Here is a 3283-nt window from a genome sequence, read left to right as displayed (position 1 = left end):
GCGACAGCCTCTCCGCCGAACCGCCCAGCAGGGCCCCGGGGTCGGCGGCGACGCGTTCCTCGCCGGTGCGGGTGTCGAGGACCATGAGGCGGTTCGTCCGGTCCGTGCCGGAGGTGGACCGGAGGAAGACCACCCTCGTCCCATCCGGTGAGACGGTGAAGGAGCGGGGTGCGCCGAGAGTGAACCGCTGGGTCCGGGCGTGCTGGAGGGGAAAGGACGGCTTCTGCGAGGTCATGGCACCGAACCTAGCCCCGGAACACCGCTCCGTGCGCCCCTCGTGCTGCTGTGCCCCGATCAATGCGTCGGCACGGATAGTTATGATCCGTAGCGCTCGGTGGGTATGAACCTGCTGGCTCCATGTGTGCTGCCCGTCCCGACCGTACTGATGGAGGTGAACCGCCGTGGCACTCTCGATTTCGGCGGTGGTGCTGCTGGCGATCGTCGTCTTCCTGCTCATCCGGAAATCCGGACTGAAGGGCGGACACGCGGTGGTCTGCATGTTGCTCGGGTTCTATCTCTCGAGCTCGTCGATCGCCCCGACCATCTCGGAGGTGACTTCGAACGTGGCCGGAATGATCGGGGGGATCAAGTTCTGATCCGGCTACCCGGGCCGCGCCTCTTCACGCCTGCCGGCCCCGTGGGGCGGTCGGGCCGAGGGGCGGGCGGCTCGTAGGCTGGTCCCATGAAGGACCTTCCCCCCCGCCGCCTGCTCCTGGTGCACGCGCACCCCGACGACGAGTCGATCAACAACGGCGCCACCATGGCCACGTACGCGGCCCGGGGCGTCCACGTCACCCTGGTGACGTGCACACTCGGCGAGGAGGGCGAGGTCATCCCGTCGGACCTGGCCCACCTCGCCGCCGACCGGGACGACACCCTCGGCGCCCACCGCATCGGTGAACTCGCGGCCGCGATGAGGGAGCTGGGGGTCACCGACCACCGCTTCCTGGGCGGCCCCGGGCGGTACCGGGACTCCGGGATGATGGGCACCGGGCAGAACCACCGGCCCGGTGCCTTCTGGGGCGCCGACCTGGACGAGGCGGCCGGACACCTCGTCGAGGTGATCCGTTCGGTGCGGCCGCAGGTGCTGGTCACCTACGACCCCGAGGGGGGCTACGGCCACCCGGACCACATCCAGGCACACCGGGTCGCGATGCGCGCCGCCGATCTGGCGGCCGACCCCGCGTACGACGCGGTCCCCGGCGACCCGCACACGATCGTGAAGATCTACTGGAACCGGGTGCCCCGGACGGTGGCCGAGGAGGCCTTCGCCCGGCTGCGGGAGAACGCTCCGGACTCCTTCGGGGGGACGGCCGCCGTCGACGACGTCCCCGGAGTGGTGGACGACGAGCGCGTCACGGCGGAGATCGACGGCTCGGCCCACGCCGCCGCGAAGACCGCCGCCATGCGGGCGCACGCCACCCAGATCGCCGTGGACGGCCCGTTCTTCGCTCTTTCGAACGACCTCGGGCAGCCCGTCTTCACCACCGAGTACTACGAGTTGGTACGCGGGACCGCGGGCGGCGACGACGGCGTCAGGGAGCACGACCTCTTCGCGGGCGTGCCGGGAGCACCGGGAGAGCGGGCATGAGCGGCAGGCCGCAGAGGGAGCGCGCCTCGTCGCGGGCGCCGCGCACCAACGCCCCGCCGAGGGCCCCGGAGCCCACCGGGCTCGCCGCCCGCCCGAACCCCGCCAGGATCGCCGTGTACGCCGGTCTCGCGGTCCTGGGGGCGGCCGTGGGGATCGCCGGTACGCTGGTGCAAGCGGCCCTGTTCCCGGGCGGGTTGATCCTCGCGCTGGTGGCGTCGGCAGGACTGTTCTACGGCGGCAGGGTCGCGACCGGTACCCAGCTCGGCGCGCTGGCACCGGCGGTGGGCTGGTTCGTCGCGGTGGTGTTCCTGCTGGGCGGGCGCCCCGAGGGCGACTACGTCTTCGGCGACGAGATCGGTCTGGCGCTGTTCATGCTCGGTTCGACGGCCGTCGCTGTGATGTGCGCCACCCTGTCCCGCCTGCCCTATCCGGCCAACGACACCCGTCCACCCGGCACATGATGTGCTGTCTCCGCTCCCGGACCGCCGCCCCGGACGGGAGCGGGCGCCTTGTCGTCACCCCGGGGAGCGAAGAGTCCTGCGGCGGCGGCCAGTAAGGTGGTCCCCGCGCCGAGCCGTCCCCTGGCCTGCGGCATGGGGGAAGTACGGGCGGCGGAGCCAATCGGGAGAACCTGCTTTGAGTCGTGAAACTGACAGTTCGTCCTCCGGGCCCCAGGGGCGCGGCGGAGCCGCGTACCCCTCGGGTACGCCGCCGTACGGATCACGCCAGTATCCGTCGCTGCACCCGTCCGAGGGCGGGCCGGGGGAGGCTCCGGAGCCTGCGGACCCGCCTCGGCCCGAGGAACCCAGGACCGAGACGACGCTGACGACCCGTATCCGGATCAACATCCCGGGTTCGCGTCCGATCCCGCCTGTCGTCATGCGTACGCCGATGAGTGACACCGACGCCTCCGGTGGCCGGCCGGACGCCGAGCGCACCGGCGGTACCCCGCGGCCGGACGCTCCCGCGCCCGCCGACGGCGAGGCGCCGGACGGGGAGGAGCGCGGCATTCCAGGACCCCGGGCACGGGACGAAGGCCAGGACGGTGACGCCGCGCCCGCCGGGAAGCCCGCCAGCGACTGGTTCGCCCCGCGCAAGCCGGTGGCACCCGCCGCCGCTTCGGGCGGTGGCGGCGAGTCCGGTGCCCCGGGTCCGGGTCCCGGTCCGTCCTTCGGTCCCGGTTCGGGCACGGGGTCCGGGGCGGGCTTCGGCTCGGGGCCGGGCGCCGGTTCCGCTTCGGGCGGCCCGGCCGCCCAAGGGGGTTCCGGTTCCGCCCAGGTGCCGCCCCGCGCCGATCTGCCGTTCCGCCCCGAGGGCGGCACCTCCGGGCCGGACCGCAGCTCCCTCGACGCGTTCGGCGCCGACGGTCCCGGCGCCGCGGCGCCCGGCGGGCGCGCCCAGGCGCCGTCCGGCCCCACCACCGGCCCGGTGACCGGGATCTCGTCGCTGACCCCGGACCTCGACAAGCTCGCCGGCCGCACCGGCAAGCCCCGTCCTCCGGCCGCTTCCGGCCCGGGCGGGCCCGGCGGTGCAGCGCCGCGGATGTCCGACGACACGGCGATCCTCACCCCGCAGGTCCCCGCACCCGAACCGGCCGGGAACGTCTCGGGTGACACGCTCACCAGCGGCATCCCCGTCGTGCCCCCGGACTCCCGGTCCGGTTTCCCGGGCAGCCCCGGCGACTTCGGCAGG

3 protein-coding genes and 2 pseudogenes are annotated in these 3283 nt (G+C 73.7%); 4 read left to right on the top strand and 1 reads right to left on the bottom strand.

The features are described from left to right. Positions 1 to 235: pseudogene (locus tag IH13_RS0110855) on the bottom strand (S9 family peptidase); the annotation flags it as partial. A 166-nt stretch (positions 236 to 401) separates the two neighbouring features. Here IH13_RS0110855 and IH13_RS0110850 point away from each other — a divergent pair. The 4 genes and pseudogenes from IH13_RS0110850 to IH13_RS37200 all read left to right on the top strand — a co-directional run. Then, positions 402 to 596, top strand: coding sequence for a hypothetical protein (locus IH13_RS0110850; protein ID WP_031083286.1), 195 nt, complete (start codon positions 402 to 404; stop codon positions 594 to 596). An 86-nt stretch (positions 597 to 682) separates the two neighbouring features. After that, positions 683 to 1591, top strand: a complete 909-nt coding sequence (gene mshB / locus IH13_RS0110845) for an N-acetyl-1-D-myo-inositol-2-amino-2-deoxy-alpha-D-glucopyranoside deacetylase (protein ID WP_031083284.1) — start codon at positions 683 to 685, stop codon at positions 1589 to 1591. Next, entirely contained in the window at positions 1588 to 2052 is a 465-nt protein-coding gene (locus tag IH13_RS0110840; protein ID WP_031083282.1) for a DUF6113 family protein, read from the top strand. The genes mshB and IH13_RS0110840 overlap by 4 nt, the downstream gene beginning before the upstream one ends. Positions 2053 to 2227: 175 nt before the next feature. Further along, a pseudogene (locus IH13_RS37200) lies at positions 2228 to 3283 on the top strand (hypothetical protein); the annotation flags it as partial.

The sequence above is a fragment of the Streptomyces sp. NRRL WC-3549 genome (assembly GCF_000721935.1).
In the GTDB taxonomy this organism is placed as follows: domain Bacteria; phylum Actinomycetota; class Actinomycetes; order Streptomycetales; family Streptomycetaceae; genus Streptomyces.
Note: the sequence above shows the minus strand (reverse complement) of the source record. Positions and strands in the feature narration are given on the sequence as shown.

Coding starts and splice junctions, on each gene's coding strand:
- IH13_RS0110840 (WP_031083282.1), top strand. CDS start 1,588: ATGAGCGGCAGGCCGCAGAGGGAGCGCGCCTCGTCGCGGGCGCCGCGC.
- mshB (WP_031083284.1), top strand. CDS start 683: ATGAAGGACCTTCCCCCCCGCCGCCTGCTCCTGGTGCACGCGCACCCC.